The sequence below is a fragment of the Pseudomonas sp. B414 genome (genome assembly GCF_055408445.1).
The window spans coordinates 44,194-62,514 of record NZ_JBUZTQ010000013.1 but is presented as its reverse complement, the minus strand read 5'-3'; the positions used below and the strand labels follow the sequence as shown (position 1 = coordinate 62,514).

Below are 18,321 nucleotides of genomic sequence, written 5' to 3'. Positions count from 1 at the left end.
TTAGTCCGTGACGAGCGGTGCAGAAACCCGCAAAATGCGGCTATCTTGATTATGGTCAGCAGCTTTCACGGCTGGTTTTCTGGTATACATCACCGTTCTGAATAGACTGAGCCTGCATACTTTATGCGAATGCGCCTTATGTTATTGGGCGGCGGAAATGCCCTCGGGCAGGCGCTGATTCGTCTGGGTGCCGAGGAAGACATTAATTTCCTAGCCCCGCGCCCGCCGCAAGACGGTTGGGATGCTGCGAGCCTCACGCAACTGCTCGATGACACCCGCCCGGATGCGGTTATCAACCTTGCATACTACTTCGACTGGTTTCAGGCGCAGTCAGTAAGCGAGAGCCGCCTTGCTGCCCAGGAGCGCGCTGTCGAGCGTCTGGCCGAGCTGTGTCAGCACCACAACATCACGTTGCTGCAACCTTCCAGCTATCGCGTGTTCGATGGCTCGCGGGCGACTGCCTACAGCGAAAAGGACGAACCCGTCCCGCTCGGGTTACGTGGCCAGGCTCTGTGGCGCATTGAGCAAAGTGTGCGGGCCATTTGCCCGCAACATGTACTGCTGCGTTTTGGCTGGTTGCTCGATGACAGCCCCGATGGCACCCTCGGGCGGTTTCTGGCCCAGGCTGAAAAGCCGGGCGAACTGCTGATGGCCGATGACCGACGGGGCAACCCGACACCGGTGGACGATGCCGCGCGGGTCATTATCTCGGTACTCAAGCAGCTTGATTGTGCGGCGCCGCTGTGGGGCACTTACCACTACGCCGGGCATGAAGCGACAACGCCGCTGGCGCTGGGGCAAGCCATCCTGGCCGAGGCGCGCAACCTGCACACCCTGGCAGTCGAAGCGCCAACACCACAGGCGCACGCCGCGCGGCCGGATGCGGCAGAAGAGCCCCAGCACGCGGTACTGGCGTGCAAAAAAATTCTACACACCTTCGGGATCAAGCCACGCGCGTGGCGTGCGGCACTCCCGGCTTTACTGGACAGGTTTTATCGTCATGGTTGATGCTCCCGTTTTAATCACCGGCGGCGCCGGTTTTATTGGCTCCAATCTGGTAGACGCCTTGTTGGCCAAAGGCTACTCGGTAAGAATTCTCGACGACATGTCCACAGGCAAGCGCAGCAATTTGCCCATGGACAACTCGAAGGTCGAGCTGATTGAAGGTGACGTTGCGGATGCCGCGCTGGTTGCCCAAGTCATGGCTGGTTGCAGTGCAGTGGTTCACCTGGCAGCCGTTGCTTCGGTGCAGGCCTCGGTGGACGATCCTGTACGCACGCATCAGAGCAACTTTATTGGCACCCTGAACGTGTGCGAAGCCATGCGTGAAACGGGTATCAAACGCGTTGTTTTCGCTTCCAGTGCTGCGGTGTATGGCAATAACGGCGAAGGTGAGTCGATTGTCGAAGACACTCCAAAAGCGCCATTGACGCCTTATGCCGCCGACAAGTTGTCCAGTGAGTACTATCTGGATTTCTACCGTCGCCAGCATGGTCTGGAACCGGTGATCTTTCGCTTCTTCAACATCTTCGGCCCGCGCCAGGATCCATCCTCGCCGTACTCGGGCGTAATCAGCATTTTCAGTGAACGTGCTGAAAAGGGTCTGCCCATCACCATTTTCGGTGATGGCGAGCAGACTCGTGATTTTGTCTACGTTGGTGATCTGGTGAAGATTCTGGTGCAAGCCGTCGAAACTACGAAAGCTGAAGAGGGCGCGGTCAACGTGGGTCTGAACAAGGCCACCACACTCAATCAGATGCTTGAAGCCCTGAGCGAAGTGGTGGGCGAATTGCCACCGATCAGCCACGGCCCGGCCCGCTCCGGTGACATCCGCCATTCCCGCGCCGACAACAGCCGTCTGTTGCAGCGCTTCACATTGGCTGAAACCACGCCAATGAGTGTCGGGCTGGCGCGCCTGCTCGGCCGCTAAGAACCACCCGCCCACAAAAAAGGCGCCTTTCAAAGGCGCCTTTTTTTATTGTTGCAGGGCTTAGAACTTATAGCCCAGGCCAACCATGTAAACCCATGGATCCACGTCTACGTTGACCTTGGCGCGAGTGCCCGGTGCAACGGCGTTGTTTTCCACTGTGGCGCGGGTATCGATATCGATATAGCGCGCCTGGGCGTTGATCATGATGTTGTCGGTCAGCATGTAGTCAGCACCCAGCTGCCATGCCATGCCCCAGGAGTTCTTCGCCTTGAAGTTGTCGAAACCTTCGGCGTTGGCGCGGCTGCCGACGTGTTCGTCGTAGATCCAGGTGTAGTTGATACCGGCACCGACGTAAGGCTGGAATGCGGACTTGTTATCCAGCGGGTAGTACACAACGCTCAGGGTTGGCGGCAAGTGCTTGAGGCTACCGAGCTTGCCATTGGCTGCGCCCAGGGCGGTGCCCTTGAGTTTTACGTCATGCTCAAACGGCGTAGCGGCCAGCAGTTCGATACCCACATGGTCGGTGATCATGTAGGCGAAGTTCAGACCCAATTGCGTGTCGCTGCTCATGGTCGCCTTGCCACCCAGATCAGCACCCGCCAGCGGGCCTTGATCAACCTTGACGCTGGAGCTGTCGGCTTTCGGGTTTACTGTAATGGCACCGGCACGCACGATGATGTCGCCTTCAGTGTGGGCCTGGGCCAGGGGGGCGATGACGGCGAGCGCAAGGGCGGCTGCGCTGAGCAAAGACTTGTGCATGGGAGCTCCATTGGGATATTTAAAATTTATATAACCAATGGTAATGAGCGCCAGTGCCTGTTCTGTTGACCCAGCTCAATGAAAGCGTGAAGTTGTGAAAAATTCGTGAACCATTCGAAGAATCTGTAGCAGATGGTTTCCCACATCCGTTGCCATCTTGCTGGAGTGGAGGCTTACTCCGGCAGTTCGTACACCACAATCCGCTGAGCATCCATCTGATACCCCGCATCGGCCAGTTCGCTGGTGCTGGCCTTGACCTGCAGTGCGCCGACGATCCAGTACGGCTGGTACAGTTCGTCGAGCTTGACCCCCTCTTTGCTGGTCACATGCACGATCTGATTCGACGGCGGTGGCGGCACATGGATGCAGGCGCCGAAGTACGGCACCAGCAAGAAGTCCGTGGTGCGCCCGTCTTCGCTGACTTCAAGGGGTACGATATACCCCGGCAGGCGAATCAGCTGGCCGTCCAGTGCCGGGACTACCGGGGCATTGGGCAAGTCCTGTTTGGCCGCCGGGGCGGCCTCCATGCTGCCCATCTGGGACAGGTCGTGCAGCGGGGTCATGTCCGGAGCTTCAGGGGGTGCATCCGGCGGGATCATTTCCGACCAGGTCAGCTCTTTCGGCTCGGCTGCCCACAGTGGTGTCGCGACCAGCAGTAACAGCGCCAGCAGCACGCGGGACATTGCAGACCTTTTCATAAACGTAGGCTCATAAACGAATGGACAGACCATCGGCCAGCGATTGTCGGTAGGCGCGCCAGGCCGGCACGCAGCCCATCAGCAGGGCGGCTGCCAGAATACCGCCGAGCAGCGTCCATTCATATTCACTTGGCCAGGCCAGTGGCAAATACAGGCCGTAGTTCGATTGCACATAACCTTGCGCTAGCGCGATGCATACATACAGCAACCCGACGCCCGCAACCACGCCTGCCAGGGCCAGCGCCAATGCTTCAAACACTAGCAAGGTTGCGATATGCCAGGGTCGGGCACCCACGGAACGCAAAATGGCCATCTCGCGCCGCCGCTCATTGAGGCTGGTCAGGATCGCCGTCAGCATGCCGATCAATCCGGTCAGCACCACAAACAGCGAAACCACGAACAGCGCTTTTTCAGCGGTGCTCATCAGGCTCCAGAGTTCTTGCAGGGCCACGCCCGGCAAGATCGCCATCATGGGTTCACCACGAAACTCATTGATCTCCCGTTGCAGGGCAAAGGTCGAGATCTTGCTGTTCAGGCCCAGCATAAAGGCGGTGATGGCTTGCGGGGTAAGGTCCATATTGCGCGCCTGATCGGCACTGACACGCCCGGCGCCACGGGCAGGCACGCCGTTATGCCAGTCGATATGGATCGCTTCCATGCCGCCCAGGCTGATATGCAATGTGCGGTCGACCGGGGTCCCGGTGCGCTTGAGAATGCCGACCACGGTGAAGGGCTTGTCGTCATGTTTGACCAGGCTGATAGCCGCTACGCCGTGGGCCAGTACCAGCTTGTCGCCCAGTTTGTAATGCAGGGCATCGGCGACTTCGGCGCCTAGCACCACCTCAAAAGGGTCGGTTGCAAAGGCGCGGCCGCTGGCCAGTTGCAGGTTTTGCTTGTGGCCGTATTGATAGTGCTCAAAGTATGCCTCGGTAGTGCCCATGACCCGATAGCCGCGGTGCGAATCGCCCAGGGACATGGGGATGGCCCATTTCACCTTGGGGTTGTTGGCGAAATGCTCAAAGCTGTCCCAGCGGATATTGTTGGTGGCATTGCCGATGCGAAACACCGAGTACAGCAGCAGATTGACCGACCCCGAGCGGGCGCCAACGATCAGGTCGGTGCCACTGATGGTGCTGGCAAAGCTGGCGCGGGCCTCGGTACGTACTCGCTCGACAGCCAACAGCAGGCAGACTGACAGGGCAATGGCGAAGGCGGTCAGCAGGGCGGTAAAGCGGCGGTTGGCCAGGCTGGCCAGCGCTAGACGAAACAGATACATCTCAGACCTCTGCCGATACGGCGGCGCGATTGAGTTCAGACAGCGACAGGTTGCGGTCGAACAGAGGGGCCAGACTTTGATCGTGGCTGACAAACAACAGGCTGGCACCCGCCTCGCGGCACTCGGTAAACAGCAACTGGATAAAGGCTTCGCGCGCATCGGCGTCCAGCGCGGAAGTGGGCTCGTCGGCAATCACCAGTTCGGGCTGGCCGATCAGTGCGCGGGCTGCGGCAACACGCTGCTGCTGGCCGATGGATAACGAGTCTGCACGGCGCTCCAGCAGGGCCGGGTCTTTAAGACCCAGATGGGCGAGCAGGGTTTGCGCGGCCTTATCCACACTGCCGTGACGTTGCACGGCGCGGCTGGCGCGCAGTTTGGAAAAGTGACAAGGCAGTTCGACGTTCTCGCGCACTGACAGGAACGGCAGCAAATTGAACTGCTGGAAGATATAGCCCGTGTGATCTACCCGAAAGCGGTCGCGGGCGCCCGAGCCGAGTTCGCCCAGTTCCTGACCCAATAAACGGATGGTGCCCCGGTTGGCTTTTTGCACCCCGCCCAGCAAACCGAGCAAGGTGGTTTTACCGCTGCCGCTGGGGCCTTTAAGGAACAGGGTTTCACCGGGTTCAAGGCGGAACGCCGGAATATCCAGCAGTACGGGATGGCCCGGCCAGCTGAAGCTCAGGTCGCTCAGTTCAATAAGTGCTTGGGTCATGGGGGGAGAGAATCACCTGGGAGTGGGGGAATACTGTCTGTGGGAGCGGGCTTGCTCGCGATTCAGACGCTGCGGTCTGTCAGGTACACCGAGGTGATGTCATCGCGGGCAAGCCCGCTCCCACAGGGGGAGGCAGGTGTTTAAAACTTCAGCGTAGGTGCCTTGGCCGTCACTTCCACCGCTTGCTGACCGCTCGGAGCAATCAGTTGTACCTTGAATTTATGCGTGCCCGGGAATGTTTTGAAAAACTGGGCCAGGTCCAGTGCCTCCAACGCCTCAGGCTTGCTGCAGGTAAATGCGTAGTGGGCTTCGATATCGCTATGGTGGTGTTCGCCTTTGGCCGCGCCTTCTTCGGGGGCAGGATCAAACAGCGGGCTCTTCAGCTCTTGTGCGTCAGTTGCACAACCGGCGGCCTTGGGGATGCTGAACAGCACCAGCGGGTCTTCCAGGTGCTTGCGCGCCGAGTTGACCTTGGCCTTGTCTGCGTCAGTAGTAGCAAGGTGTTCAAAGCCCACCAGATTCATTGACGGGCCGTCGAGGTCCAGTTCCAGGGTCTGGCCGTCCAGTGCGACATTCAAGCTGCCCACGCCATGTTCATGGGGTGGCAGGCTGCTGTGTTCATGGTCGTGATCGTCGGCGGCATGAGCCATCGCCAGCGGCAACAAGGCAAACGGCAAAGCAAGAAGCAAGCGGCGCATGGGAAGACTCCAGCAGAAATGTGAAAATATTGTTATGTGATCTTATAACAACTATAGCGAGAGTTTGCCCGTGTGCTTGGCGTTACGCAAGACGCATGGGAGCATGACGGCATGAAAATTGAGGAGCTCGACGATGGTGCGCATTCGCGGAACGATAGGTGACTGGCCGGTGGATTTGACGGTGGAGCTGGATGAGAGCGACTGGGCCAGGCTGGGCGCACAATTGCACGTCAGTGAAGCGCCGATCAGTCAGGCGCCTGTCAGGCCTGCGAATCAGGACGATGCCGTGTGGGAAACCACCAAGGACTTGTTGCGCAAGGCCGGGCAGATGAGCGGGCCTGAATTGCTGGGGCAGCTTGAAGCGCTGACCGGCAGCGCAAGCGCAGGCAAACGCCTGTTGGTGCGCCTGCGCCATTGTGCCGAGGTCAAGGTGGTCAGCGGGGCTGACTCACCGGTTTACAGTTGGGTTGAATAGCTTTGCCATTGGTGGGCGCGCCCACAAAAAGATCCCAGCAGGGGTTAGTACAACGCTGCAAACAGCTTGCGGCGGTAGGTGGTGACCAGCGGGTGGTCGTTGCCCAGCAGGTCGAACACTTGCAGCAATGTCTTGTGGGTGATGCCTTCGTTGTAGCTGCGGTTGCGGGTAAACAACTTCAGCAGCCCGTCCAGTGCCCCTTCATATTGCTGGCGCGCCAACTGTTGAATCGCCAGTTGATACGCGGCTTCGTCGTCCTGCGGGTTTTGCGCCACGCGGGTTTTCAGGTCGGCAACATCCGGCAAGTCAGCTGCCTGACGCAAAAATGTCAGTTGCGCCTTGGCGCCCGCCAGTTCGGCCTTGTGCTCGTCGCTTTTGACCGCATCCAGCACGGCTTGGGCTTCAGTCAATTCACCGCGTTCGGCCAGGCAACGGCCATACAGGATCAGTGCTTTGGCATTGCTGTTGTCTTCGGTCAGGATGTTTTTAAGCAGCGCTTCGGCATCGGCAAAACGGCTTTCGGCAAACATTGCCTGGGCTTGCACCAGCGGGTCTTCAACCGCCGCTTCGGGCATAACTACATGAGGCGCGAGCATGGCGCGAATGGCTGATTCAGGCTGTGCTTCCTGGAACCCATCGACCACCTTGCCGTCTTTGAACAGCACGACGGTTGGCAAGGTTTGAATGCCGATGCGACCGACAATGTCCTGCTCGACATCGCAATTGACCTTGGCCAGCAGCAGCTCGCCCTGATAGTCCTCGGCGATTTGCTCCAGGATCGGCAGCATCACCTTGCACGGTGCACACCACTCGGCCCAGAAATCCACCAGTACGGGCTGGTCGAAAGAGGCCTGGACCACCAGTTTGTCGAAGTCAGCAGAGGTTACGTCGAAGCTGAAAGAGGGCGTAGGCTGATTCATGTTGTGTCTCGAAGCAGGTAAATGGGGGCAACTATAAAGGCTGGGCCGGGCTGCTGAAAGCAGTTGGCTCGCGCTGCGCGTGATACAGGCTGACGTTGCGGAACTCGTGGGGTTCGGCCAGGTCGGGCAAGGTCAGTGCCTTGAGCATGGATAGCTGCTGATACAGAGGGTGCTTAAAGTCGCGCACGCGGGAGTCGGCCACCAGTGTGTGCTGGCCGCGGGTGGGGAACTGATCCAGTAATGGCAGGTTTTCACGGTCGTAGAGTACGTCGGCCACCAGAATCAGGTCGAATCGGTCGGCCTCGGCAAAGAAGTCGCTGGAGTAGCCGAGCTGTACGTTATTGAGCTGCGCATTTGCCCGGCACGCCGCCAGTGCCAGTGGGTCAAGGTCGCAGGCCACCACTTCCAGCGCCCCGGCCCTGGCGGCGGCAATTGCCGCTACACCGGAACCTGCACCAAAATCCAGCACGCGCTTGCCCTTGACCCACTGCGCCTGCTCGGCCAGAAACCGCGCCAACGCCAGCCCGCTGGCCCAGCAAAACGCCCAGTAGGGCGGCTCGTAAAGAATGCGCCGGGTTTCGTCGGGGGTGAAGGCGCGGTCCATATTGTGCGCATCGATCAGCCAGAGCTTTAGCTCAGTGCCGGGCAGGTCAGTGCTGACCAGTCGCGCATCACCCAGCAGCTCGCTTAACGACTGCTGCAGCTCAAGCGGTGTTTTCATGGGGCTTTAACGAATGCCAGAGTCCCCAGCGCCTGGGTGGTGGGCTGGTTGATGATGCGTGACGGCAGATGCAGGATCAATTGCCCGGACTGGCTGGCGCGGCCGCGCAGTTCGACGCGCATGCCGGTCGGGAAGGCTTGCGGGTTGAAGCGCAGCTTGAAGGGCAGCGGTTGGTTGTTGCCGATGATCTTGCTACTGGCCATCAGCCCTTGGGGGCGCCCGCGATCGTCGACGATCAGCATGGCCAGCTCAACCTCGGCGCCTGCCGGGACTCCGGTCAATACGCCGCTCAACTCGCGCTGATAAGACGGCAGCGGGCCAAGGTCGGCCGGGGCGTCGGTTTTTGGCTGCGCCAGCACTTGGGGCTGTGCCGATTTTGGCGGCTCACTGCTACAAGCGACCAGCAAACTGGCAAGGCACAGCAAAACAAGCGTTCGTAGCGACATATACGGCTCCAGCAGCAGGTCAGTCGATGTATCAGATGGTGTAAAACATAGTAGCCCGTCTGTATACCGTAAAGCCTATGGCTTGTCTTGCCAGTGGGATGCGCTAACATGGCGCTCCCCATTTTTGTTGGCTGCCACCATGCACTGTCCCTTCTGCGGTGCCAACGACACTAAAGTCATCGACTCGCGTCTGGTCGCCGAGGGCGATCAGGTGCGTCGCCGGCGCGAATGCCTGGCCTGTGGTGAACGTTTCACCACCTTTGAAACAGCCGAGTTGGTACTACCCCGCCTGATCAAGCAAGACGGCAGTCGTCAGCCCTTTGACGAAGAAAAACTGCGCGCCGGTATGCAGCGTGCGCTGGAAAAGCGCCCGGTCAGTGTCGAGCGCCTTGAAGCCGCGCTGGCCCGAATCAAGCACAAGCTGCGCGCCACCGGCGAACGTGAAGTCAAATCGCTGGTGGTGGGTGAACTGGTCATGGGCGAGCTGCAAAAGCTCGACGAAGTGGCCTATATCCGCTTTGCCTCGGTCTATCGACGCTTCCAGGACTTGAACGAGTTCCGCGAAGAGATCGACCGACTTGCCCGTGAGCCCTCACAAGAATGACCCAGTCCACTGAACAAACGGTTTTAGACACCCATTACATGGCCCGGGCTATCGAGCTGGCGCGTAATGGCCTGTATACCACTCACCCCAATCCCCGTGTCGGTTGCGTGATCGTGCGTGACGGGCAGATTGTCGGAGAAGGCTGGCATGTCCGCACCGGTGAGCCCCATGCCGAAGTCCACGCCTTGCGGGCGGCGGGTGAGCTGGCCCGTGGCGCGACCGCCTATGTCACCCTTGAACCCTGCAGCCATCATGGCCATACCCCGCCGTGTGCCGAAGGTCTGGTCACCGCAGGCGTGGCGCGGGTGGTTGCGGCCATGCAGGACCCCAACCCGGAAGTCGCCGGGCGCGGCCTCAAGCGTCTGGCCGATGCCGGGGTTGAGGTGGTCAGTGGTGTGCTTGAGGCCGAGGCCCGGGCGCTGAACCCGGGTTTCCTCAAGCGTATGGAACACGGCCTGCCGTTTGTGCGGGTCAAGCTGGCAATGAGCCTGGATGGTCGTACCGCGATGGCCAACGGTGAGAGCCAGTGGATCACCGGCCCTGAAGCGCGCTCTGCGGTGCAGCGTCTGCGGGCTCAGGCCAGTGTCGTGCTGACGGGTGCAGACACGGTTTTGGCCGATGGCGCACGCCTTACCGTGCGCGGCCCCGAATTGGGCCTGAGCCCCGAGATGACCGCGCTGGCGCTCAGTCGGCCACCGCTTCGGGTGTTGATCGACGGGCGCCTGCGGGTGCCGCTGGATGCGCCTTTCTTCAAGGCAGGCCCCGCGCTGGTCGCCACCTGCGTACCGCCTGCCGAGCAATACCGCACCGGGCCGGAGTGCCTGGTGATCCACGGCGCCAACGGTCAGGTCGACCTGCGCAAGTTGTTGCAGGCCCTGGCCGCCCGTGGTGTCAACGAAGTGATGGTCGAGGCCGGGCCGCGTCTGGCCGGGGCGTTTGCCGAGCAAGGCCTGGTCGATGAGTACCAGATTTTTATCGCCGCCAAGTTCCTCGGTTCAACCGCCCGGCCTCTGCTTGAGCTGCCGTTGACCCATATGAGCGAAGCGCCTTTGCTCAAGATCACAGAAATGCGCGCAGTGGGCGATGACTGGCGAGTCACTGCCATTCCCGTGCCGCCAGCGAGCGTATAATTCTCAGCCTTAGTTTTACCCAGGCTTTGTTCTCAAGGGGAACGCCATGTTTACCGGCATCATTGAATCCATCGGCAGCATCCGTGCATTGACCCCCAAAGGCGGCGATATACGGGTTTCCATCGACACCGGCAAGCTCGACCTGAGCGACGTCAAACTCGGCGACAGCATCGCGATCAATGGCGTATGCCTGACCGCCGTTGAACTGCCGGGCAACGGCTTTGCCGCTGACGTCAGCCGCGAAACCCTCGATTGCACTGCCTTCAACGACCTGAAAAGCGGCAGCCGGGTCAATCTGGAAAAGGCCCTGACCCCGACTACGCGTCTGGGCGGGCATCTGGTGAGTGGTCACGTCGATGGCGTGGGCGAAGTGATCTCCCGTGAAGAGAACGCCCGCGCCATCGAGTTCGTGATCCGTGCCCCGAAAGAACTGGCCAAGTACATTGCCCACAAAGGCTCGATCACCGTCGACGGCACCAGCCTGACCGTAAACTCGGTCAATGGCGCCGAATTCTCGCTGACCATCATTCCGCACACCCTGAGCGAAACCATCATGGGCGACTACCGTCCAGGTCGTCGGGTCAACCTCGAAGTCGATTTGCTGGCGCGCTACCTTGAGCGTCTGCTGCTGGGCGATAAAGCCGCCGAGCCGACCTCGGGTGGCATCAGCGAAAGTTTTCTGGCCGCCAACGGCTACCTCAAATCCTGACTTAAGGGGGTGCCGCGTGGCGCTCAACAGCATCGAAGAACTGGTTGAAGACATCCGCCAAGGCAAGATGGTCATCCTTATGGATGACGAAGACCGCGAGAACGAAGGCGACTTGATCATGGCCGCCGAGTGCTGCCAGGCCGAGCACATCAACTTTATGGCGCGCTTTGCCCGTGGCCTGATCTGTATGCCGATGAGCCGCGAGCGCTGCGAGCTGCTCAAGTTGCCATTGATGGCGCCGCGCAACGGCTCCGGTTTTGGCACCAAGTTCACTGTGTCGATCGAAGCTGCGACCGGCGTGACCACCGGCATCTCTGCCGCTGACCGTGCCCGTACCGTGCAAGCAGCGGCCGCCAAAGACGCCAAGGCCGAAGACATCGTCAGCCCGGGGCATATTTTCCCGCTGATGGCCCAGGCGGGCGGTACCCTGGCCCGCGCCGGTCACACCGAAGCGGCCTGCGACCTGGCGCGCATGGCCGGTTTCGAGCCAAGCGGGGTGATCTGCGAAGTGATGAACGACGACGGCACCATGGCCCGTCGCCCGGAGCTGGAAACCTTTGCCGCCGAACACGGCATCAAGATCGGCACCATCGCCGACCTGATTCACTACCGGATGATTCACGAACGTACCGTTCAGCGGATTGCCGAGCAGCCACTGGACAGCGAACTGGGCCAATTCAATTTGGTGACCTATCGTGATTCAGTCGAAGGCGACGTGCATATGGCACTGACCCTGGGCAAGATTTGCGCCGAAGAACCGACCCTGGTGCGTGTGCATAACATGGACCCGTTGCGTGACCTGCTGATGGTCAAGCAGCCGGGCCGCTGGAGCCTGCGCGCCGCCATGTCTGCGGTGGCCGAGGCGGGCAGCGGCGTGGTGTTGCTGTTGGGCCACCCGCTCGATGGTGATGTGTTGCTGGCGCATATCCGCGAAACCGCGGACCAGGTTCCGGCGAAAAAACCGACCACCTACAGCATCGTCGGTGCCGGTTCGCAGATCCTGCGTGACCTCGGCGTGCGCAAAATGCGCTTGATGAGTTCACCAATGAAGTTCAATGCCATATCCGGTTTCGATCTGGAAGTTGTAGAATACGTGCCCTCCGAATAAAGACCGGTCGTGTCCAGTCCGAATTCGTGGCCCTATATCCTTAAAGAACGCACGTGAGTGCGTTCTGGCTCTTTAATACGAGACATACCGAATGACCCTGAAGACCATCGAAGGTACCTTCATCGCCCCCAAAGGGCGCTACGCTCTGGTAGTTGGCCGGTTCAACAGCTTTGTTGTCGAAAGCCTGGTGAGTGGTGCCGTTGATGCCCTGGTTCGCCACGGTGTGAACGAAAGCGACATCACCATTGTTCGTGCGCCGGGTGCGTTCGAAATCCCGCTGGTTGCGCAAAAAGTTGCCCAGCGCAACGAATTCGCCGCCATCATCGCCCTGGGCGCCGTGATTCGTGGCGGTACTCCGCACTTCGAATACGTTGCCGGCGAATGCACCAAGGGCCTGTCCCAGGTGTCCATGCAGTTTGGCGTTCCGGTTGCATTCGGCGTGCTGACTGTTGATTCGATCGAGCAAGCCATCGAGCGTTCCGGCACCAAAGCCGGTAACAAAGGCGCTGAAGCTGCCTTGTCCGCCCTTGAAATGGTCAGCCTGTTGGCACAGTTGGAGGCCAAGTGATTTCCGACGAAAGCGATCGTTTCAACCCGCGCGATCCAAAACCTGCGGACGCTGGCAAGCCATCCAAGAGCGCCAAGCGCCGTGAAGCGCGTCAACTCGCGACTCAGGCCCTGTACCAATGGCACATGGCCAAGCAATCGTTGAACGAAATCGAAGCGCAGTTCCGCGTCGATAACGACTTCACCGACGTTGATGCGGCCTACTTCCGTGAAATCCTGCACGGCGTGCCTGCGCACAAAGGCGAGATCGATGCTGCCCTGGTTCCGTGCCTGGACATCACCATCGAAGAACTCGACCCGGTTGAGCTGTCTGTTCTGCGCCTGTCCACCTGGGAACTGATCAAGCGTGTCGACGTGCCTTACCGCGTTGTGATCAACGAAGGTATCGAGCTGGCCAAAGTATTCGGTTCCACCGACGGCCACAAGTTCGTCAACGGTGTGCTCGACAAACTGGCGCCACGCCTGCGTGAAGCTGAAGTCAAGGCTTACAAGCGCTAAACCGCGCTGTCGGCCATGGGCGAGTTCGAGCTGATCCGCAACTACTTCGCTGCCGCGCCTTGTGCGCAGGGCGGCGAGGGTGTTGCTTTGGGTATTGGCGACGACTGCGCCCTGCTGGATGTTCCCTTCGGGGAACAGCTGGCGATCTCCACCGACACCCTGGTAGCCGGGGTGCACTTCGCAGATTCTTGCGACCCTTTTCTGCTCGGTCAGCGTTCGCTGGCGGTGGCGGCCAGTGATCTGGCGGCCATGGGCGCAACCCCCCTCGCATTCACCCTTGCCCTGACCTTGCCATCGGTAACTGCCGACTGGCTGCAAGCCTATGCCCGCGGTTTGAACCTGATGGCTCAAGCCTGTGGCCTGCGCCTGATTGGCGGCGACACTACGCGCGGGCCTTTATGCCTGACCCTGACCGTGTTTGGCCGTGTGCCCACGGGCCAGGCCCTGACCCGCAGCGGTGCCCGCCCGGGTGACCTGCTCTGTGTGGGCGGGGAACTGGGCAATGCGGCGGGGGCGTTACCCCTGGTGTTGGGGCAGCGCAGCGCACAGCCCATGATCAGCGAACCGTTGCTGGCGCATTACTGGTCGCCGCAACCGCAGCTGGCGTTGGGTCAGGCACTGCGTGGCAAGGCCACCTCGGCGCTGGATATCTCTGATGGCCTGCTTGCCGACTGTGGTCATATTGCCCTGGCCTCGAAGGTGGGGCTGGAGATTGAGCTTGATCGAGTGCCCATCTCACTGGCACTGGAAGAGTTTTTGGGCGCTGGCGATGCACAGCAGGCTGCGTTGAGTGGCGGTGACGATTATGTGCTGGCGTTTACCTTGCCTGCGCTTGAACTGGCGACGCTGTTGGCGGATGGTTGGCCGATTCATGTGATTGGCCGCGCGGTGGAAGGGCAGGGCGTTGGTTTGCTCGATGAACATGGCCAGGACATCACGCCATCGGTGCGTGGTTATCAGCATTTTGGCGCGTAATGTGGGCAAATGGGCTTTTGCTGGGAGCGGGCTTGCTCGCGATGCAGGCGACCCGGTGGTTCTCGCAGACTGCGGTGATGCCATCGCGAGCAAGCCCGCTCCCACATCATTAGTCATCTGTGTTCGCCGACGAAGTATCAAACTTTTAGATCTTTATCCACGGTAATTCAGCCTAAGCGTCTGTAGGAACCTCCTGTTACAATGTCGCCTCTGCGAATATCCAGTACTCACACTGATCAGGAGCACACGGTGCCCGTCGTTTTCGTTGCCGCTTGCAAGTTGCCCACCCCCTTTGCCGAATTCACCATGCATGGCTTTCTTGAGACAGCCACGGGTCGTGAACACGTTGTGCTCAGTTTGGGCGACGTGACTGATGGTGCTCCGGTTCTGGGGCGGGTGCATTCCGAATGCCTGACTGGCGATGCCCTGTTCAGCCAGCGTTGCGACTGCGGCTCGCAGCTTGAAGCCGCCTTGCAGGCCATCGCCCGCGAAGGTCGTGGCGTATTGCTGTACCTGCGTCAGGAAGGTCGTGGTATCGGTTTGCTGAACAAAATCCGCGCCTACGAACTGCAAGATGGCGGCGCTGACACCGTTGAAGCCAACGAGCGTCTGGGTTTTGCTGCCGATCAGCGTGATTACGCCATCTGCCTGCCGATGCTCGAGCATGTGGGCGTGCATTCGTTGCGCCTGATGACCAACAATCCGCGCAAGGTCAAAGCCTTGACCGATATGGGCATCACCGTCGCCGAGCGTGTGCCGCTGCACACCGGGCACAACCCGCACAACAAACTGTACCTGGCGACCAAAGCCAACAAACTTGGGCATATGATGGGTAACCAGCATCAAAACGAGGCTGACCCGGCATGACCCGTGGCCAGCGTCGTCGGCGCCTGAGTTTCAGCTGGTGGCAACAACTGCTGCTGACCCTGCTGCCGCTGGTGCTGGTCTGCTGGTTTTTTGGCAAAGCCGAGCCGCTGCTGCCTGAGCTGGGCATGCCGTTGTTTATCGCGGGTGTGGCTTCGATGTTCGTCACCCTGCGCACGTTCGGGCCCTATAAGCATGGCCTGATCAACTTGCAAAAAGCCCTCGACACCCCGCAGGAACCTGCAGCCTGGGATGAGCTGGCGCGTGCGCGCAGCCGTGCCTTGCTGGCGGCGGGATTGCCCACCTGGATCGCCACCCTGGCGGTGTTTGTCGGGCTGGAAGGGGTGCCGTTATTGTTGCTGGTGCTGTCGACGCTGGTGCTGTTTTACCTCTACCGCATTCCTCGCCAGGTCGGCTGATGCGCGTCTGGTTGGCGGCATTACTGCTGACCGTCAGCACTCCTTCACTGGCTGCCTCTCGCGTAGTCAGTCTGTCTCCGGCCTTATCCGAAATGGTGGTTGAACTGGGCGCCGCCGATTTGCTGGTGGGGCGTCTGGACGCGGGCGAACCGTTACCGGAGCTGGCTGGGGTGCCCTCAGTGGGCCGCTACGGGCAATTGGACATGGAGCGCTTGCTCAGCCTGCAACCCGACCTGTTGTTGCTCTGGCCAGGCAGTGTGGGCGTTGCACAGCGCGAACAGCTGCGGCGTCTGAATATCCCTACCTATATTGGCGAACCGCACAGCCTTGATCAGTTGGCCGATCAGGTTGAAGGGCTGGCCGTTGCCCTGGATCGCCCGCAGCGTGGGCATAAACTGGCGGGCCAGTTGCGTCAGCGTCTGGCCGGGCTGCGTGACCGGTATCGGCGGGACAAGCCGCTGCGGGTGTTTTATCAGGTGTGGGATCAGCCGCTGTACACCATCGGTGGCGGGCAAATCATCAGCGATGCGCTGGCGGTGTGCGGGGCGAGCAATGTGTTTGACGACCTCAAGCTGCCTGCGCCGCAGATTGGTATCGAGTCTGTGTTGCAGCGTAATCCTGAAGTGATTATCGCTGGCACCCAGGCGCAGCTGGATGCCTGGAAAGCCTGGCCGCAGATCGATGCGGTCAAGCATGGGCGTTTGCTGCTATTGGCCGACAAGGGGCTGGAGCGCCCGAGCGGGCAGATGCTGGAAGCGACGGCCAGGCTGTGTGAGCAATTACGCGACTGACTGATTACCTGTGGGAGCGGGCTTGCTCGCGATTCAGGCAATGAAGTGCATCAGGTAGACCGAGCTGATGCCATCGCGAGCAAGCCCGCTCCCACAGGCCCAGAGTGTTTTTAGAGACTTGGGGTCCAGGTGATGGCCAGCTGCAAGCTGCGGCGTTCTTCGCGGTAGCCATAGTAGTTGCCGTTATAGCTGTACAGTGCGCGGGTGAAGCTCTTGTCCAGCAGGTTATCGACCTTCAGATCGAGCCGCACTTCTGAGCTGGCCTGCCAGTTGCCGCGCAAGCCCAGCAAGCCATAACCGCCAATGGGCTGCTTGTTGTCGTCATCGTTGAAACTGCTGCTCACCGCTTGCCAACTGGCGCCGACACCCAGCTTGTCGAACTGCCGATCCAGATCCAGGCTCAACGTCCTGCGTGCGCGTCGGCTCAGGGTGTGGCCGGAGTCGCGATCGCGCGGGTCGATAATTGCGATGCCCAGGCTGCTCTCCCAGCCGAACCACTCTTGCTGCAAGGCACTTTCAAAACCGGTGATTTGGGCTGCACCAATGTTCTGCTGGATAAAGTCGGCATCGGCCACGATCGCGTCGCGAATATCGGTGCGGTACAGCGAAGTTTCCAGGCGGCTGGTTTCGCTCAACTGGCTGCGCCATTGCAGTTCGTAACTTTTGGAGTGCTCGGGCTTGAGGTTCGGATTGCCATACTGTGGGTAGTACAGATCATTGAACGTGGGAGCCCGGAAACCTTCGCTGTAAGACAGCAGCAGATCATTATCGGCGTTCAGCGGCACGCTCAGGCTGGCGCTCCAGGTGTTGTGGCTACCGAATTGCTGGTTCTGGTCGTGACGCAGGCCCAGTTCGGTCGAAAAGTAATCACCGTGAAAGCGCTGCTGAATAAATACAGCGCGGTTCCAGCGGCTGTCTTCTTCAAATACCGTGTTGCTGCGCACGCGATCCTCATAGGCGTCGGCGCCGAGGATCAGGCTGTTCCTGTCGTCCAGCGCCAGGTTGTTTTGCCAGTTCAGCGAGTCGCGATAAGTATTGAAGCTGTAGATCTCAGTGCTGAGCTTGTCCCGGGTTTTTTCGCGGTTCTCGCTGTGGCCCAGTTCCAGGCGCGAATTCCAGCGCTCGGTCAGTTGAGCATCGATAAAGCTGCCTACGCTGCTGATATCAAAGTCGCTGTATAGCTGCTGGCCACTGACGGTCATGGTGGTCGGGTCCCAGCGACCAAATGAGTTGTCGAGTTCGGTCTTGCCGAGGTTTTTCATCGCTGTCAGGCCGACTTCAAGTTCTTCGCTCAGGTAGTGGCTCAGGTTCAGGCTCAGCGACTTGTTGCGATAAGCATCGTGGTCATTGTCGCTGGGGAATGACTCGTGGGTACGGTTGATTCCTGCCGTTTCTTCCAGGCTGCCACTGAGGTTGTAGCGGGTCAGCTCATCGCCACCGGATATGCCGAGGCTGTTCTGCCAGCTGCCATAGCTGCCTGTCGCGCTGTGCAGCCGCAGCTGCGGGGCGCTGTCGGCGCCACGGCGGGTGAATATCTGGATCACGCCACCAATCGCATCGCTGCCGTAGATCACCGAGCGCGAACCGCGCAGTACTTCAACCCGTTCGATCTGATCGATCGTGAGGTACTGCAGATTGCTGTCGGCCGAGGTGGCATTGGCCATGCGCTGGCCGTCGACTAAAACCAGGCTTTGCGCCGATTTGGTGCCGCGAATATAAATCCCCGGCAAACCGCCGCGTCCGCCGCTGCGGGCCACTTGTACCCCGGGTACCCGGCCGAGCAGGTCGGTCAGGCTGGTGGGTTGCAGGCGGTCGATATCTTCGCGGGTGAACACGCTGTTGGCGCTGCTGCTGTCAGAGCGCGCTTCAACCTGGCGGTTGCCGGTGATCAGGGTTTGCGGGAGTTTGAGTGCGTCTTCGCGCTCAGCGGCATTGGCCAGCACCGGGCTGGCGAGGATTAAAGCCAGACGAAGGTGTTTCATGGTTTCTCAATTCTGTGGGAGCGGGCTTGCTCGCGATTG

The 18,321-nt window shown here is 60.1% G+C and carries 22 protein-coding genes; 13 read left to right on the top strand and 9 right to left on the bottom strand.

Going from position 1 to position 18,321, the window contains the following annotated elements; genetic code table 11:
• The first annotated feature begins 123 nt into the window (after positions 1 to 123).
• Positions 124 to 1,008 carry a sugar nucleotide-binding protein gene (locus ACZRMH_RS13235; RefSeq protein WP_464013782.1) on the top strand — a complete coding sequence of 295 codons (885 nt, stop codon included), beginning with the start codon at positions 124 to 126 and terminating at the stop codon, positions 1,006 to 1,008.
• A complete protein-coding gene (locus ACZRMH_RS13230; protein WP_464013781.1) occupies positions 1,001 to 1,930 on the top strand; it encodes an NAD-dependent epimerase/dehydratase family protein in 930 nt (309 codons plus the stop codon). Before ACZRMH_RS13235 ends, ACZRMH_RS13230 begins: the two co-directional genes overlap by 8 nt.
• Before the next feature lie 60 nt (positions 1,931 to 1,990).
• On the opposite strand, the gene ACZRMH_RS13225 is transcribed toward ACZRMH_RS13230, so the two are convergent.
• The 5 genes from ACZRMH_RS13225 to ACZRMH_RS13205 form a co-directional block, all read right to left on the bottom strand.
• Positions 1,991 to 2,689 carry an OmpW/AlkL family protein gene (locus ACZRMH_RS13225; protein ID WP_464013780.1) on the bottom strand — a complete coding sequence of 233 codons (699 nt, stop codon included), beginning with the start codon at positions 2,687 to 2,689 and terminating at the stop codon, positions 1,991 to 1,993.
• A 173-nt stretch (positions 2,690 to 2,862) separates the two neighbouring features.
• Positions 2,863 to 3,372, bottom strand: coding sequence for a DUF3299 domain-containing protein (locus ACZRMH_RS13220; protein WP_464013813.1), 510 nt, complete (start codon positions 3,370 to 3,372; stop codon positions 2,863 to 2,865).
• A 25-nt stretch (positions 3,373 to 3,397) separates the two neighbouring features.
• Positions 3,398 to 4,663, bottom strand: a complete 1,266-nt coding sequence (locus ACZRMH_RS13215) for an ABC transporter permease (RefSeq protein ID WP_464013779.1) — start codon at positions 4,661 to 4,663, stop codon at positions 3,398 to 3,400.
• A gap of 1 nt (position 4,664) precedes the next feature.
• Positions 4,665 to 5,375 carry an ABC transporter ATP-binding protein gene (locus tag ACZRMH_RS13210; RefSeq protein ID WP_464013778.1) on the bottom strand — a complete coding sequence of 237 codons (711 nt, stop codon included), beginning with the start codon at positions 5,373 to 5,375 and terminating at the stop codon, positions 4,665 to 4,667.
• Positions 5,376 to 5,515: 140 nt separating this feature from the next.
• Positions 5,516 to 6,073, bottom strand: a complete 558-nt coding sequence (locus ACZRMH_RS13205; protein ID WP_464013777.1) for a DUF2796 domain-containing protein — start codon at positions 6,071 to 6,073, stop codon at positions 5,516 to 5,518.
• Positions 6,074 to 6,206: 133 nt separating this feature from the next.
• On the opposite strand from ACZRMH_RS13205, the gene ACZRMH_RS13200 reads away from it, so the two are divergent.
• The gene (locus ACZRMH_RS13200; protein ID WP_464013776.1) at positions 6,207 to 6,548 is read left to right on the top strand and encodes a hypothetical protein; all 342 of its coding nucleotides are present in this window, start codon (positions 6,207 to 6,209) and stop codon (positions 6,546 to 6,548) included.
• 44 nt (positions 6,549 to 6,592) lie between these two features.
• Here the strand turns inward: ACZRMH_RS13200 and trxA are convergent, their stop codons facing one another.
• The 3 genes from trxA to ACZRMH_RS13185 are packed head-to-tail and all read right to left on the bottom strand — an operon-like array spanning position 6,593 to position 8,635.
• Complete coding sequence (gene trxA / locus ACZRMH_RS13195) at positions 6,593 to 7,468, bottom strand: thioredoxin (protein ID WP_464013775.1); 876 nt, start codon at positions 7,466 to 7,468, stop codon at positions 6,593 to 6,595.
• A gap of 31 nt (positions 7,469 to 7,499) precedes the next feature.
• Positions 7,500 to 8,189, bottom strand: a complete 690-nt coding sequence (locus ACZRMH_RS13190) for a class I SAM-dependent methyltransferase (protein WP_464013774.1) — start codon at positions 8,187 to 8,189, stop codon at positions 7,500 to 7,502.
• A complete protein-coding gene (locus ACZRMH_RS13185) occupies positions 8,186 to 8,635 on the bottom strand; it encodes a YbaY family lipoprotein (RefSeq protein ID WP_464013773.1) in 450 nt (149 codons plus the stop codon). The genes ACZRMH_RS13190 and ACZRMH_RS13185 overlap by 4 nt, the downstream gene beginning before the upstream one ends.
• A 139-nt stretch (positions 8,636 to 8,774) precedes the next feature.
• Between ACZRMH_RS13185 and nrdR the strand changes: the two genes are divergently transcribed.
• From nrdR to ACZRMH_RS13135, 10 genes are all read left to right on the top strand, one after another.
• Positions 8,775 to 9,239, top strand: coding sequence for a transcriptional regulator NrdR (gene nrdR / locus ACZRMH_RS13180; protein ID WP_464013772.1), 465 nt, complete (start codon positions 8,775 to 8,777; stop codon positions 9,237 to 9,239).
• Positions 9,236 to 10,369 carry a bifunctional diaminohydroxyphosphoribosylaminopyrimidine deaminase/5-amino-6-(5-phosphoribosylamino)uracil reductase RibD gene (gene ribD / locus ACZRMH_RS13175; protein WP_464013771.1) on the top strand — a complete coding sequence of 378 codons (1,134 nt, stop codon included), beginning with the start codon at positions 9,236 to 9,238 and terminating at the stop codon, positions 10,367 to 10,369. Before nrdR ends, ribD begins: the two co-directional genes overlap by 4 nt.
• A 46-nt stretch (positions 10,370 to 10,415) precedes the next feature.
• Entirely contained in the window at positions 10,416 to 11,078 is a 663-nt protein-coding gene (locus tag ACZRMH_RS13170) for a riboflavin synthase (RefSeq protein ID WP_464013770.1), read from the top strand.
• A gap of 16 nt (positions 11,079 to 11,094) precedes the next feature.
• A complete protein-coding gene (gene ribBA, locus ACZRMH_RS13165; protein WP_464013769.1) occupies positions 11,095 to 12,186 on the top strand; it encodes a bifunctional 3,4-dihydroxy-2-butanone-4-phosphate synthase/GTP cyclohydrolase II in 1,092 nt (363 codons plus the stop codon).
• A 91-nt stretch (positions 12,187 to 12,277) separates the two neighbouring features.
• Positions 12,278 to 12,754: a 6,7-dimethyl-8-ribityllumazine synthase gene (gene ribH / locus ACZRMH_RS13160; RefSeq protein WP_016779228.1), complete on the top strand. Its 477-nt coding sequence runs from the start codon at positions 12,278 to 12,280 to the stop codon at positions 12,752 to 12,754.
• Positions 12,751 to 13,251, top strand: a complete 501-nt coding sequence (nusB, locus tag ACZRMH_RS13155) for a transcription antitermination factor NusB (protein WP_016779229.1) — start codon at positions 12,751 to 12,753, stop codon at positions 13,249 to 13,251. Before ribH ends, nusB begins: the two co-directional genes overlap by 4 nt.
• A gap of 15 nt (positions 13,252 to 13,266) precedes the next feature.
• Positions 13,267 to 14,226: a thiamine-phosphate kinase gene (thiL, locus tag ACZRMH_RS13150; protein ID WP_464013768.1), complete on the top strand. Its 960-nt coding sequence runs from the start codon at positions 13,267 to 13,269 to the stop codon at positions 14,224 to 14,226.
• A 249-nt stretch (positions 14,227 to 14,475) separates the two neighbouring features.
• Complete coding sequence (ribA, locus tag ACZRMH_RS13145; RefSeq protein WP_464013767.1) at positions 14,476 to 15,093, top strand: GTP cyclohydrolase II; 618 nt, start codon at positions 14,476 to 14,478, stop codon at positions 15,091 to 15,093.
• A complete protein-coding gene (locus ACZRMH_RS13140; protein WP_464013766.1) occupies positions 15,090 to 15,509 on the top strand; it encodes an MFS transporter in 420 nt (139 codons plus the stop codon). Before ribA ends, ACZRMH_RS13140 begins: the two co-directional genes overlap by 4 nt.
• On the top strand, positions 15,509 to 16,300 hold the full coding sequence (locus ACZRMH_RS13135) for a cobalamin-binding protein (RefSeq protein WP_464013765.1): 792 nt from the start codon (positions 15,509 to 15,511) through the stop codon (positions 16,298 to 16,300). The genes ACZRMH_RS13140 and ACZRMH_RS13135 overlap by 1 nt, the downstream gene beginning before the upstream one ends.
• Positions 16,301 to 16,410: 110 nt before the next feature.
• On the opposite strand, the gene ACZRMH_RS13130 is transcribed toward ACZRMH_RS13135, so the two are convergent.
• A complete protein-coding gene (locus ACZRMH_RS13130; protein ID WP_464013764.1) occupies positions 16,411 to 18,282 on the bottom strand; it encodes a TonB-dependent receptor domain-containing protein in 1,872 nt (623 codons plus the stop codon).
• Positions 18,283 to 18,321: the final 39 nt, after the last annotated feature.